The sequence below is a fragment of the Streptomyces violaceus genome (assembly GCF_036014075.1).
GTDB classification, from domain to species: domain Bacteria; phylum Actinomycetota; class Actinomycetes; order Streptomycetales; family Streptomycetaceae; genus Streptomyces; species Streptomyces violaceus.
The window spans coordinates 797,939-810,143 of sequence record NZ_CP107911.1; the positions used below are offsets into that span (position 1 = coordinate 797,939).

Consider the following 12,205-nt stretch of genomic DNA (forward strand, 5'->3'; position numbering starts at 1 on the left):
GTGTGGGAATGAGGAGCCGCCGCCCACTCAGCAGTCACAGCACCGCGAGCATTCCAGCAGGTCAGCGCACTCTTCCCCGCGGCTTCAACGGCACCGGCGGCAGCTCCGGAGCAGCTAGCGGATCACCGTCGTACCCCTTCACCTCCCCGAACCGTGTCCCTTCCATCCAGTCCTGGCGCGCCTGTACGATCTCTTCCTGAGATCGCCCGATCCAGTTCCAGAACATGATCAGCTCCTCCTCGAACGGCTCGCCGCCCAGGAGCATCAGGGCCGCGTCCGACTCCGCCCGCAGGGGCAGTTCGCTGCGGCCGCAGCCGAGGTAGAGCATCGAGCCGGGCAGGACCGGGACGCCGTCGACGTGGGCCTCGCCGGACATGGACAGGACGGCGTACTCGAAGTCCGGTTCCAGAGGGAGGCGTACGTCCGCGCCTCGGGTCAGGGCCAGGTCGGCGCCCACGATCGGGGTGTACGCGGTGCCGGGCGAGGTCGCGCCGTCGAGGTCGCCGAGGATCAGCGTGGCCTTGACGCCGGGTGCCGTGACGACCGGCAGATCGGCGTGGTGTTCGAAGCGCGGGTCGGTGTGGCGGTGGCCGTCCGGGAGGGCGACCCACAGTTGCGCGCCGTGCAGGAAACGGGCATGCGAGCGGGGGCTCTCCTCGGAGTGGCTGATGGCCCGGCCGGAGGTCATCAGGCCCAGTTCGCGCGGGCGGATCGTCTGGAGGCTGCCGGTGGAGTCGCGGTGCAGCACCTCCCCCTCGTGCAGCCAGCTCACCGTCTGCAGCCCCATGTGGGGATGCGGCGGCACCTGCATACCGGGTTCGTCGGCGATGTCGTCGGGGCCGTAGTGGTCGACGAAGCACCAGGCCCCGACCATACGGCGCCCGAGGTTGGGCAGCAGCCGGCGGACCTCGCTGGACTCGCCCAGTTTGACGTGCCGAGGGCTGAGGAGTTCACGCACCGGCTCCGCCACCACGAAGCCCCGGCCACCGCACAGAGCGGGGGCCGGCTCGCGCTCAAGATTGCTCATGGCCACAACCTAGTCCGGCGGGAGGCCTTGCGTCAGTGCGTCACTGCGCCACCGCGTCATCCGGGCTGCCGTCCCCGGGGCACCTCTCGAGCTGTACGGCATGCGGCGTTCGGGTGACCGGCCCAGTCAGCGCCGCCTCGCCGACCGCACCGGACTCGAGCCGCTGTACGCATCGCCGCACTGCTGCTTGCCCCGGACGAGGTACCGGGCGTGCGGATCACGGATGCCGGGCGGGAGCTCTACTGAAGGACCTCCGGCGAGACGGCGCCCGTCACCTGCCGGATCTACGGGGCGTTCCGGCGGAGGACATGGCTGTCGCCGGCCGGGTGCTGAGCCTGATCACCGAGCGGGCCGACGCCGAGCCGGCGGCCCTGGCCGAGTAGCGGCCTGCCCAGGTAGTGGAATATTGAACCAACCGGCCCGGTTGTCGGCCTCGAAGGAGGCCCCGAGTGAACACGACCTACGACGCCACGTACTACGCCCATGGAACACCCGCGGAGCGCTGGGAGCGGGCGCAGTTGTTCTTCGACGCCAAGGACTACGCCGCCGCCGCGCGCGTCCTGGTCGGGCTGGTCGAGGAGGTGCCCGAGCAGACCGGGCCGCGGCTGCTGCTGGCGCGCTCCTACTACCACTCGGCCCAACTGTGGCGTGCGGAGACCGAGTTGCGGACCATCGTCGAGCGCGACCCCGTCGAGCACTACGCCCGGCTGATGCTCGGCCGCACGCTGCAGCGGCAGGGGCGGCACGAGGAGGCGGAGTCGCACATGCGTATCGCCTCGGCGCTCGCGGGGGACTTCGAGCAGCGCTGACCGTCAGTGGCACGGACGGTGCCCGGCTCTGTGTGGAGCCGGGCACCTGTGTTGGCTGGCCGTGCACTACCGGGACGGCGTTCCGGCTCCGTACGACCGCCGTCCCCGCCGGTGGGCGATCTCGCCCAGCAGGATGTCGACGGCGAGGAAGGCGGCCAGCGGGATTCCGAACAGCGGCAGGAAGTAGCCGAGCACGGCGACCCCGGCGAGCAGCGGGACCAGGATCTGCGGCGGTACCTGCTGCCAGGCACCACGCGGGATCGGCCGGCCGAAGGCGGAGCCGCGGCCGCGCTGCCACCACATGCGGTAGCCCCACACGATCAGCAGGATCAGCGAGAGCGTGAGCAGCATCAGGACGATCTGGTTGGCCAGGCCGAACAGGATGCCCGTGTGCAGGTCGATGCCCCACCGGGTGAGCTTCGCGAGCACGGGGTAGTCGGCGAACCGCAGCACGTCCATGACCTCGCCACTGGCCGGGTCGATCGCGACCGAGTCCTGCTTCTCGGGCCAGCTGCGCTGCACCTGCTTGACGACGTACGCCGATGTCGCGTCGGCCGGCGGCACGATCTCCACCGGGTCGCCGAGGCCCTCGGCCCGCGCCGCCGCCAGGACCTTGTCCAGGCCCACGCCGTGCGCGGCGTCTCCCGCCTGACCGGCCGCGGAGCCGTGGCCGGCGTGTTCGCCGCTCGCCGCCGACACCGACGGGGTGGCGTGGCCCAGCGAGGTGCGCAGCTCGTCGATGTTGGCTCCGGCGTAGGCCGACCAGGTGAGACCGGTCGCCGAGAGGAAGAAGAACCCGGCCGCCGCCCACACGCCGACGCTGCCGTGCAGTCCGAGCGTGCGGCGCCGTCCGTTCGTCCCGCGCACCTTGCGCAGGGCCCGGCGGCGTGCGAACCACAGCACCAGCCCGCCGGCCGAGATCACCCACAGCCAGCTGGCCGCCAGCTCGCTGTAGAGCCGCCCTGATTCGCCCAGGTGGAGGTCCCGGTGGAACTCGTCGATCCAGGTGCGCAGCGGCAGCGCGCCGGTCGAGCCGTATTGCTCGAGGGAGCCGCGCACCTTCGCGGTGTAGGGGTCGACGAACACGGCGAGCGCGTGGCCCTCGTCGACGCCCGGAACGCCGGACAGCATGACCCTGGTCGTGGCGTCCGCCTCGGGCGAGGGGCGTACGGCCGAGATGGTGCCCTCGGGGTGGGCCTTGCGGGCGGCGGCCACCTGCTCGCTGATCGGCAGCTTCCGCTCGCCGACGGGGACGGTCAGTTCGTGGTCGTACACGATCTTCTCGGCCTGGAAAGAGGCGGCGTACAGCAGGCCGGTGACGGCGGCGACGAGGAGGAACGGCGCCACCAGCACCCCGGCGTAGAAGTGCAGGCGAAGGACCAGCGGGCGCAAGGGGGCCCAGCTGCTCTTCGACGGTGCCGGGGTGGCTGGTTGCGGGGCCTCGTCCGTGGTGGTCGAGGGAGCGGTGGTCATCGGCGGCTTCTCCGGGGGACGTCTTCTTGGCCGTTGCGGTGGTCGTCGTGTGCGGTGCGGGGGTGGTGTTGCGGTGCAGTAGTCGGAGCGGCGGGGCGTTCAGTTCCCGACGAGCGCATGTGACGTGCATCACACATACGGGGAGGGCGTCGTGCCATCCTGACGCGATGGGAACTCCGAGTGATCGCACGCCGCTGGCCGAGCGGGTCGAGGAACTCCTCGCGGACGGCGTCCCGTTGACCATCGTCGCGGCGGGGGACCCGGTGCTGCGGCGGGGCACCGAGCCGTACGACGGTCAGCTGGAGCCCGCGCTGCTGGCCCGGTTCGTCGAGGCCCTGCGGGTCACCATGCGCGCGGCGCCTGGGGTCGGTCTGGCGGCACCCCAGGTCGGTGTGCCGCTCAGGATCGCGGTGTTCGAGGATCCCGCTCCGGTGCCGGAGGAGGTGCGTCTCGCACGCGGGCGGGTGCCGCAGCCCTTCCGGGTGCTGGTCAATCCCGCCTACGAGCCCGTCGGCGGTACGCGGGCCGCGTTCTTCGAGGGCTGTCTGAGCGTTCCGGGCTGGCAGGCGGTGGTGGCGCGGCACGCCGAGGTGCGGCTGACCGGGCAGGACGAGCACGGGCGCGCGCTGGACGAGGTGTTCTCCGGCTGGCCCGCACGGATCGTGCAGCACGAGACGGACCACCTCGACGGCGTCCTGTATCTGGACCGGGCCGAGCCGCGTTCGCTGTCGTCCAACCTGGCGATGGCGGAGCGCTGGGCGCAGCCGACGCCGGAGGAGGCCGCGCGGGCACTCGGCTTCGAGCTGCCGTAGGGCACGGAAAAGCTGAGGCGCCCCGCGGGGCGCCTCAGCTACCGTGGCCGCCATGTCTACGCCCCGAATTTCCTAGCCGAGGACCCGCTTCCACGCCACCCGTGTGTCCTCTTGCTTGTTCGGAATGCTTTTTCGGAGCGTTTTCATGATCACCGTTCGTGACGTCGACGTGCGCGTGGGCGCGCGTCTGCTGCTGTCCGGCGTCTCCCTCCACGTCTCCCCCGGCGACCGCGTCGGCCTGGTCGGCCGCAACGGCGCGGGAAAGACCACCCTGTTGCACACCTTGGCGGGCACCCTGCGGCCCGCTGCCGGAACCGTCGCCCGCACCGGCGACGTCGGCCATCTCCCGCAGGACTCCCGCGCGGCCGACCAGTCGGTCACCGTCACCGACCGGATCCTGTCCGCACGCGGCCTGGACCGTGCCGTACGGGCGCTGCGTCGCGCCGAGGCCGCGATGGCCGACGGCGCGGAGCGGTCGATGAACGCCTATGTGCGGGCCGAGACCGAGTTCCAGGCACGCGGCGGCTACGCGGCCGAGGCGGAGGCCGCCCGGGTCGCCGCCGGGGTCGGGCTGCCGGCGGCCCTGATGGACCGGCCGCTCGGCGCCCTGTCGGGCGGTCAGCGCCGGCGCGTGGAACTGGCCCGCATCCTGTTCGCCGGGCACGGCACCCTGCTGCTGGACGAGCCGACGAACCACCTGGACGCGCACTCGATCACCTGGCTGCGCGCCTTCCTCGCGAGCCATCAGGGCGGGCTGGTGATGATCAGCCATGACACGTCCCTGCTGGCCGGCACCGTGAACCGGGTGTTCCACCTGGACCCGGGACGGGCCGCGCTGGACATCCACAACACCGGCTGGGACGCCTATCTCGCCCAGCGGGACGCCGACGAGCGGCGACGGACGCGCGAGCGGGCGAACGCCGAGCGCAAGGCGGCGTCCTTGCACGCCCAGGCCGACCGGATGCGGGCCCGGGTGGCGACCGCGGTGGCCGCCCGGAACATGGCCCGCCGCGCCGACCGTATGCTCGCCGACCTCGAACCGGCCCGGCGCGCCGAGAGGACGGCCAGGATCCGGCTCCCCGAGCCGGCGCCCTGCGGCCGGATCCCGCTCGGCACCGTGAGCCTGACCAGGTCGTACGGCGGGCAGCAGGTCCTGCGGGGGGTGGATCTGGCCGTCGACCGGGGCAGCCGTCTGGTCGTACTCGGCCCCAACGGTGCGGGAAAGACGACCCTGTTGCGCATCCTCGCGGGTCAGGACGCGCCCGACAGCGGCCGGGTGGTCCACGGGCACGGGCTGCGGCTCGGCTACTTCGCCCAGGAACACGACACGCTGGACCCGGAGCTGACGGTGCGTGAGCACCTGGCCGGTGCCGCCCCGCACCTCACCGACGGCGAGGTCCGCCAGGTCCTGGGCTCGTTCCTGTTCACCGGCGACGACACGGGCAAGCGCGCCGGCGTCCTCTCGGGCGGCGAGAAGACCCGGCTCGCCCTCGCCGGCCTGGTGCACTCGGGCGCCAACGTCCTGCTCCTCGACGAGCCCACCAACAACCTGGACCCGGCCTCCCGCGCCGAGGTTCTGGCCGCGGTGGGCACCTACCCGGGCGCGATCGTCATGGTCACCCACGACGAGGGAGCGGTGGACGCGCTGCGGCCGGACCGGGTGCTGTTGCTGCCCGAGGCGGAGGAGGACCTGTGGAGCGACGACTACCGGGAGTTGGTGGTGCCCGCGCACGCGTGAGCCGGTCCCGGCGCCCAGTGGCCTCTGGGCGGGCCCGCTGCCCGCCCATGCCCAGGCCGGTCAGGAGTCCCGGTAGGCCTCCAGCAGCCGGAGCCACACCTCGCTGATCGTCGGGTAGGACGGGACCGCGTGCCACAGGCGGCTGACCGGGACCTCGCCGGCGACGGCGATCGTCGCGGAATGGATGAGTTCGCCCACGCCCGGGCCCACGAGGGTCACTCCGCGGAGGATCTCGGCCTCGACGTCGACGACCATGCGGGCGCGGCCCTTGTAGCCGTCGGCGTACAGGCCGGCGCCGGCGACGGTGGACAGGTCCACGTCGACGGCCTTGACGCGGTGCCCCGCCTGTTCGGCCTCGGCCAGGGACAGACCCACCGCCGCCGCCTCCGGGTCGGTGAAGACGACCTGGGGGACGGCGGCGTGGTCGGCGGTCGCGGCGTGGGCGCTCCAGGGCTGGGCGAGGAGGGTTTCTCCCGCGGCCCGCGCGGCGATGGCGGCGCCCGCGATGCGCGCCTGGTACTTGCCCTGGTGGGTGAGCAGGGCGCGCTGGTTGACGTCGCCGACCGCGTACAGCCAGTCGTGGCCGGTGACACGGAGACTGTCGTCGACCGGCAGCCAGGAGCCGGGGTCCAGGCCGATCGTCTCCAGGCCGATGTCGTCGGTGCGCGGCGCGCGGCCGGTGGCGAAGAGGATCTCGTCGGCCTCGATGCGGTCGCCCGTGCCGGTGACGGCCACGACGGTGTCGCCCTCGCGGGTCACCGACTCGACCGACGTGCCGGTGCGGACGTCCGTGCCGGCCTCGGTGAGCGCCTCGGCGATCAGTTCCCCGGCGAAGGGCTCCATCCGGGGAAGCAGGCCCTTGCCGCGGACCAGCATGGTGACCTCGGAGCCGAGGGCCTGCCAGACGGTCGCCATCTCGGTGGCGACCACGCCGCCGCCGACCACGATCAGCCGTCCGGGCACGCTCCGGGAGCTGGTGGCCTCCCGGCTGGTCCACGGCCGGACCTCGTCGATGCCGGGCAGCTCGGGCAGGGACGCGCGGCTGCCGGTGCAGACGGCGACGGCGTGCCGGGCGGTCAGGACGTGCTCTGCACCGTCGGGGCCGGTGACCGTCACCGTGCGGGGGCCGGTGAGCCGCCCGTGGCCGCGGTACAGGTCGGCGTCGATGGAGTCGAGCCACCCGACCTGACCGTCGTCCTTCCAGTGGGAGGTGTAGTAGTCCCGGTGGGCAAGGACCGCGGCGGCGTCGAGGGGCCCCTGCACCGACTGGCTCAGGCCGGGTACGCGGCGGGCGTCCGCCCGGGCGATGACCGGCCGCAGCAGGGCCTTGCTGGGCATGCACGCCCAGTACGAGCACTCGCCGCCGACCAGTTCGCTCTCCACGACCGCGGTGGTCAGACCGGCCGCGCGGGCGCGGTCGGCGACGTTCTCCCCCACGGGCCCGGCCCCGAGCACCACGACGTCGTACGCGTTGGTTTCCGTTTCCGTCATGGGGTCAGTCTGGTGGGTGGTGTGCGCCCTGGCCACACGGGTAGGGGCGCGGAATACGTACCAGGTCGGCCGTGTTGTGCCGACGGTTTGCCCCCACACCAGGAAGAGGGATTTACACCATGAGCAGCACCGTGGAGCTCACCAAGGAGAACTTCGACCAGACGGTCACGGACAACGAGTTCGTTTTGATCGACTTCTGGGCGTCCTGGTGCGGGCCGTGCAAGCAGTTCGCCCCGGTCTACGAGAAGGCGGCGGAGGAGAACCCGGACCTCGTGTTCGGCAAGGTGGACACCGAGGCGCAGCCGGAGCTGGCCGCGGCCTTCGGTATCCAGTCGATTCCCACGTTGATGATCGTCCGCGACCAGGTCGCCGTGTTCGCCCAGCCGGGCGCCCTGCCCGAGGCCGCCCTGACCGACGTCATCGGCCAGGCCAGGGGCCTGGACATGGACGAGGTCCGCAAGGCCGTCGCCGAGCAGCAGGCCCAGCAGCCGCAGGGGAGCGAGTAAGCCGCCCGGGGGCGGGCCGACGCCCCCGAGCGCCCGCCCCGGGCCTGCCGGGGCGGGCCGGGTCCGGCCTGGGCCGGGTCGCGCCCTAGGACACGGCCTAGAAGGGGTACGGGGCCACGTCTCCGCGTACCGTCGTCCACCGCAGTTCGGTGAAGGCCTCCAGATTGGCCTCACCGCCGAAGCGGGCGCCCGTGCCGGAGGCGGCCACCCCGCCGAACGGCGCCACGGCCTCGTCGTTCACGGTCTGGTCGTTGATGTGGACGATGCCCGTCGGTATGCGGTCGGCCAGGTCCAGGCCGCGGGCCGGGTCCCGGGTGACGATGCCCAGGGAGAGGCCGTACGGGCTCTGCGCGGCCAGGGCCGCCGCCTCGTCGGTGGTGGTGAAGGGGCGGACGGGCGCCACCGGGCCGAAGACCTCCTCCGTGTACGCCGGGGTGTGGTCGTCGACATGGGCGAGGACGGTGGGCCGGTAGAAGAGCCGGTCGTGCGTGCCGCCCGCTGCGATCTTGGCGCCCGCCGCCCTGCTGGACTCGACCAGGCCGCTGATCTTGGCGAGCTGGCCGGCGTCGATGATGGGGCCCAGGTGGACGTGGTCGCGGTACGGGTCGCCCACGGCGAGGGAGTCCGCCTTGGCGGCCAGCCGCTCGACGTACTCGTCGTACAGGGACGCGTGCACCAGGTGGCGTCCGGTCGTCATGCAGATCTGGCCCTGGTGGAAGAACGAGCCCCAGGCGGCGGTGGAGATCACCGCGTCGAGGTCGGCGTCCTCGAGCACGACCATGGCCGAGTTGCCGCCCAGTTCCAGGTGCGCCCGCTTGAGGTGACGGCCGGCGGCCTCGCCGACAGCCCGTCCGGCGACGGTGGAGCCCGTGAAGGAGATGACCGGCACGCGCGGGTCGGAGACCAGGGCCTGTCCGGCGTCCGGGCCGCCGGGGAGCACATGCAGCAGATCCTGCGGCAGGCCCGCGGCGGCGAGGACCGCCGCGAGGGACAGTCCTCCGCAGACGGCGGTGCGCGGGTCCGGCTTCAGGAGGACCGCGTTGCCCAGGGCTAGGGCCGGCGCGACGGAGCGGATGGACAGGATCAGCGGGGCGTTGAACGGTGAGATGACGCCCACCACCCCGGCCGGGACGCGGCGCGTGTACGACAGGCGCGGCGCCTCGCTGGGCAGGACCTGGCCGGCCGGGCGGGAGGCGAGCGCGGCGGCCTCGTAGCACTCCTGGGCGGCGACGTGCAGTTCGAAGTCGGCCTTGCCGGGGACGGAGCCGGACTCGCGGACGAGCCATTCGCGCAGTTCGGCGGCGTGCTCGGTGAACAGGTCGCCCGCCTTGCGGAGTACTGCGGCGCGGGCGAAGTGCGGGGCGCGGGCCCACTCGCGCTGGGCGGCGGCAGCCCGCCCGGCCGCGGCGCCGACCTCCTCGGGGGTGGCGAGGGCGAGGGTGCCGAGGGCTTGGCCGGTGGCGGGCTCGGTGACGGTATACCCGGGCCCCGCCAGGGCGTAGGGCTGCCAGGTCCTGGTGTCGAGCAGCGGCATGACGGCTCTCCGATCGATCGGTCACCGGCGTACGGGGGAGGGAACTCCCGCTGGAACGTGGCCGGTTCGGCGGTCACAGGGCGGGGCGCGGCGATCCCGGGGCAGCCGTGTGGGCTGCGGCCGCGTTCGCACGCGCCCCCATTTTGTTGATGATGCAACATCCTAGTCATGCGCTGGGGCGCTGACCGGCGCCGCCTGTGCCGGCCGGACAAGTCCGGCCGTCTGCCGCGGAGTCGTCTTCCGGCGGGTCAACTCGAGTCGCGGTGCAGCACCGTCGCGCCCAGCACCTTGTGCGTCTCGGGCTCGGTTCCGGGCTTGCGCACGGCGCGGTCGACCAGTTCGGCGAGTTCACGACCGGAGGGCAGCTCCAGGTGGACGGTGCTCAGCCGCGGCCTCATCAGCCGGCCGAGCATCAGATCGTCGGCGCCGACCACGGCCGTCTCCTCCGGGATGCGGATGCCCTCGTCCTGCAGGGCCCGCATCAGCAGCATGGCGTACTCGTCGTTGTAGGTGAACACGGCGTCCAGACCGAGGGTCCGCCAGCGGGCGGCGAGGCGTGCTGCGGCCTGTTCCTCGTACGCGAGGGGCAGTTCGGTCACCGTGGCGTCGGTGCCCCGAAGCGAGTGACGCACACCGTCGAGCCTGGGCGCGGAGAACGCCTCGAGGCCGGGTTCCTGCGGGACGACGACGCCGATCCGGCGGCGGCCGCGGTCGTAGAGGTGAGCACCCGCGCTGTAGCCGACGACGTCGTGGTCCATGAGCAGGGCGTGCGCGCCCTCGATGGTCTCGGGGCCGAGGGTGACCACGGCCCGGGCCCCGGAGCGCTTGAGCACGGCCACTCCGCGCGGACCTAGTCCGGAACCGGGCACCAGCACGGCCACGGGCCGCAGTTCGGCCCAGGCGCGGGCGGCGTCGTCGCCGTGCGGGCCGCCGGTGCCGTACTGCACGACCGTGTAGTCCAGGCCGCCGAGCGCGACCTGGAGGTCGGTGAGGAACCGGCTGTAGAGCGGGCCGACGGGGAAGGTCGGCGCGGGGATCAGGACCATACGGCTGTGCCCGGCGCGCAAGGAGCGAGCTGCCGCGTGCGGCACGTACCCGAGTTCCTTCGCGGCCTCGTGGACGCGGCGGCGCGTGGGCTCGCTGATCCGTACGGCGCTGGTGTTGTTGAGGACGTAGGAGACGGTCGCGCGCGAGACGCCGGCCAGGCGGGCCACATCGGCGCTCGTGGGCACGGAGCGCATCGGTGCGGGGGACGGGGGCGCGGGCGTTTTCGGTATCTGCACCATGACGTACGGCATCTTGGCAGAAGCCTCAATGCGCGCTTCCGGCGGGGGAGTTGTGACGAAGCCGTGAGCGTTCACGGGGGGGCGGCAGGCGCTCCTAGTGCCTCGACAGGCCGCTCCTTGACGGGCAAACGTTGCCTGCCGGGGCACTAGCGGGTGGATTCCGCGCCCGTCAGTCGGTCGACCAGGTCGGTCCACCCCTCCTCGAGGCGGGCCAGGGGTATCCCGCACTGCTTGGTCAGGTGGTGGATCAGGGCCGGGTCGAGCTGGCCCATCAGCGTGTGGGAGAGAAGTTCGCAGTCCGCGTCGGGGACCGCCTGCCGCAGGAGCATGGCCACGTGGTGGCGCAGTACCCGGCGGGCCGGGACGACGAACCGGCGGTTCGCACCCGGCTCGGCCGCCAGCTGCAGCTCCAGTTCGTCGACCGACCGGCGCAGCATCGCGCGGCCGAACGCCCGCAGCCGCTCCACGGGCGGCGCGCCGGGTCCGAGCGGCGGAGGGCCACTGAGGAACGCGGCCTGGAACTTCTTCTCGGAATGGTCGAGCAGCGCCGTCAGCAGGCCGGTGCGGTCGCCGAACCGGCGGAAGACCGTGCCCTTGCCGACGCAGGCCGCCGCCGCCACCGCCTCCATCGTGACGGCGTCCGCGCCGCGCTCCGCCACCAGCCGCCCGGCGGCCTCCAGCAGCCGGGCCCGATTGCGCGCGGCGTCGGCCCGCAGGCAGGGCTCGTCGGCCTCCGGGGCGGTGTCGAGCTGGAGCAGCTCGGGAAAGGCGACGGGCTCCTGGGGCGTCGGGAAGGGGGGCGGAGCGGTGGACATGAAGCCAGCGTAAAGCATCGGGAACAAAACTGGACCGCGGTCCGGTTAGGGTGCTAGAACATTAAACGGACCTCGGTCCGGATCGTAACGGCTGTGTTTCGCAGCAGTCTTTCTCTACGTGGGAGTCAGCATGTCTGTTCGCATCCTCGCGCTCGTCGGCAGCCTTCGCGCCGGGTCGCACAACCGCCAGCTCGCCGAGGCGGCTGTCAAGCTCGCCCCCGAGGGTGCCGAGGTGGACCTGTTCGAGGGCCTCGCCGAGATCCCCTTCTACAACGAGGACATCGACGTCGAGGGCAGCGTTCCGGCCGCCGCCGTGAAGCTGCGCGAGGCCGCCGACGCGGCCGACGGCCTGATCCTGTTCACGCCCGAGTACAACGGCACCATCCCGGCCGTCCTGAAGAACGCCATCGACTGGCTGTCCCGCCCGTACGGCGCCGGTGCGCTCAGCGGCCTGCCGGTCGCCGTGGTCGGCACCGCCTTCGGCCAGTTCGGCGGTGTCTGGGCGCACGACGAGACCCGCAAGTCCGTGGGTATCGCCGGCGCCAAGGTGCTGGAGGACGTCAAGCTGTCCATCCCCGGCTCGCTGACCCGCTTCGCCGAGACGCACCCGGCCGACGACACCGAGGTCGCCGCGCAGCTGACCGAGGTCATCACCCGTCTGCACGGCCAGGCCACGGAGCCGGCCGCCGCCTGACCCGTCACACCACGGTGCCG

Annotated in this window: 11 protein-coding genes and 2 pseudogenes; 7 read left to right on the top strand and 6 right to left on the bottom strand. The window is 72.7% G+C overall.

From position 1 onward, the window contains the following. Window positions 1–61: 61 nt before the first annotated feature. Complete coding sequence (locus OG542_RS03675; RefSeq protein ID WP_328408136.1) at window positions 62–1,027, bottom strand: pirin family protein; 966 nt, start codon at window positions 1,025–1,027, stop codon at window positions 62–64. Between the two features lie 91 nt (window positions 1,028–1,118). Here OG542_RS03675 and OG542_RS40655 point away from each other — a divergent pair. The 3 genes and pseudogenes from OG542_RS40655 to OG542_RS03685 form a co-directional block, all read left to right on the top strand. Continuing rightward, window positions 1,119–1,202 (top strand): annotated as a pseudogene (locus OG542_RS40655) (MarR family transcriptional regulator); the annotation flags it as partial. Continuing rightward, window positions 1,199–1,410, top strand: a pseudogene (locus tag OG542_RS03680) (MarR family transcriptional regulator); the annotation flags it as partial. The pseudogenes OG542_RS40655 and OG542_RS03680, both read left to right, overlap by 4 nt. 66 nt (window positions 1,411–1,476) lie before the next feature. After that, a complete protein-coding gene (locus tag OG542_RS03685) occupies window positions 1,477–1,836 on the top strand; it encodes a tetratricopeptide repeat protein (protein ID WP_193481448.1) in 360 nt (119 codons plus the stop codon). Between the two features lie 66 nt (window positions 1,837–1,902). Here OG542_RS03685 and OG542_RS03690 read toward each other — a convergent pair whose 3' ends face one another. Then, complete coding sequence (locus tag OG542_RS03690) at window positions 1,903–3,309, bottom strand: PepSY-associated TM helix domain-containing protein (protein WP_328408139.1); 1,407 nt, start codon at window positions 3,307–3,309, stop codon at window positions 1,903–1,905. Between the two features lie 167 nt (window positions 3,310–3,476). Here OG542_RS03690 and OG542_RS03695 point away from each other — a divergent pair, with 167 nt between their 5' ends. Next, window positions 3,477–4,121: a peptide deformylase gene (locus tag OG542_RS03695; protein WP_328408141.1), complete on the top strand. Its 645-nt coding sequence runs from the start codon at window positions 3,477–3,479 to the stop codon at window positions 4,119–4,121. A gap of 145 nt (window positions 4,122–4,266) precedes the next feature. Further along, complete coding sequence (locus OG542_RS03700) at window positions 4,267–5,859, top strand: ABC-F family ATP-binding cassette domain-containing protein (protein ID WP_328408143.1); 1,593 nt, start codon at window positions 4,267–4,269, stop codon at window positions 5,857–5,859. A gap of 60 nt (window positions 5,860–5,919) precedes the next feature. Here OG542_RS03700 and OG542_RS03705 read toward each other — a convergent pair whose 3' ends face one another. After that, window positions 5,920–7,350 (bottom strand): dihydrolipoyl dehydrogenase family protein, encoded by a 1,431-nt coding sequence (locus OG542_RS03705; RefSeq protein WP_328408145.1) that lies wholly within the window; start codon window positions 7,348–7,350, stop codon window positions 5,920–5,922. Between the two features lie 119 nt (window positions 7,351–7,469). Between OG542_RS03705 and trxA the strand changes: the two genes are divergently transcribed. Then, a complete protein-coding gene (trxA, locus tag OG542_RS03710; RefSeq protein WP_184587485.1) occupies window positions 7,470–7,856 on the top strand; it encodes a thioredoxin in 387 nt (128 codons plus the stop codon). Between the two features lie 97 nt (window positions 7,857–7,953). Here the strand turns inward: trxA and OG542_RS03715 are convergent, their stop codons facing one another. The 3 genes from OG542_RS03715 to OG542_RS03725 form a co-directional block, all read right to left on the bottom strand. Then, entirely contained in the window at window positions 7,954–9,390 is a 1,437-nt protein-coding gene (locus OG542_RS03715) for a benzaldehyde dehydrogenase (protein ID WP_328408147.1), read from the bottom strand. A gap of 248 nt (window positions 9,391–9,638) precedes the next feature. Then, window positions 9,639–10,688, bottom strand: a complete 1,050-nt coding sequence (locus OG542_RS03720; RefSeq protein WP_408057714.1) for a LacI family DNA-binding transcriptional regulator — start codon at window positions 10,686–10,688, stop codon at window positions 9,639–9,641. 134 nt (window positions 10,689–10,822) lie between these two features. Continuing rightward, a complete protein-coding gene (locus OG542_RS03725) occupies window positions 10,823–11,491 on the bottom strand; it encodes a TetR/AcrR family transcriptional regulator (protein WP_328408151.1) in 669 nt (222 codons plus the stop codon). Between the two features lie 130 nt (window positions 11,492–11,621). Here OG542_RS03725 and OG542_RS03730 point away from each other — a divergent pair, with 130 nt between their 5' ends. Next, on the top strand, window positions 11,622–12,185 hold the full coding sequence (locus tag OG542_RS03730; protein WP_328408153.1) for an NAD(P)H-dependent oxidoreductase: 564 nt from the start codon (window positions 11,622–11,624) through the stop codon (window positions 12,183–12,185). Window positions 12,186–12,205: the final 20 nt, after the last annotated feature.